Below are 1,015 nucleotides of genomic sequence, written 5' to 3'. Positions count from 1 at the left end.
AGTACGTGGACGTAGACCCGAAACCGGGTGATCTACCCCTGTCCAGGGTGAAGGTGCGGTAACACGCACTGGAGGCCCGAACCCACGCATGTTGAAAAATGCGGGGATGAGGTGGGGGTAGCGGAGAAATTCCAATCGAACTCGGAGATAGCTGGTTCTCCCCGAAATAGCTTTAGGGCTAGCCTCGGAAAACAGAGTCGTGGAGGTAGAGCACTGATTGGGTGCGGGGCCCGCAAGGGTTACCAAGCTCAGTCAAACTCCGAATGCCATAGACTTACTTCCGGGAGTCAGACAGTGAGTGCTAAGATCCATTGTCAAAAGGGAAACAGCCCAGACCATCAGCTAAGGTCCCCAAGTGTGTGTTAAGTGGGAAAGGATGTGGAGTTGCACAGACAACCAGGATGTTGGCTTAGAAGCAGCCACCATTGAAAGAGTGCGTAATAGCTCACTGGTCGAGTGACTCTGCGCCGAAAATGTAACGGGGCTAAACACACCACCGAAGCTATGGCTTGATGCTTTGCATCAGGGGTAGGGGAGCGTTGTATAAGGGTTGAAGGTGTACCGTAAGGAGCGCTGGACATTATACAAGTGAGAATGCCGGTATGAGTAACGAAAAGATCAGTGAGAATCTGATCCGCCGAAAGCCTAAGGGTTCCTGAGGAAGGCTCGTCCGCTCAGGGTAAGTCGGGACCTAAGGCGAGGCCGAAAGGCGTAGTCGAAGGACAACAGGTCGAAATTCCTGTACCACCGTAAGCCGTTATGAGCAATGGGGGGACGCAGTAGGGTAGTGACGCGGACTGATGGATGTCCGTCTAAGCAGTAAGGCTGATGTGTAGGCAAATCCGCACATTGTAAGGCTGAGCTGTGATGGGGAGCGAAAATTGTAGTAGCGAAGGTCATGATCTCACACTGCCAAGAAAAGCCTCTAGCCAGGTGATGGTGCCCGTACCGCAAACCGACACAGGTAGGCGAGAAGAGTATTCTAAGGCGCGCGGAAGAACTCTCGTTAAGGAAC

General features: G+C 52.9%; 1 rRNA gene. It reads left to right on the top strand.

Annotated features, from left to right (window positions below):
* Positions 1-1,015, top strand: a 23S ribosomal RNA gene (locus FE296_RS00275); the annotation flags it as partial.

It is taken from the genome of Paenibacillus sp. UASWS1643 (genome assembly GCF_008693195.1).
GTDB lineage: Bacteria > Bacillota > Bacilli > Paenibacillales > Paenibacillaceae > Paenibacillus > Paenibacillus amylolyticus_B.
This window is presented reverse-complemented; position numbering and strand designations above follow the sequence as displayed.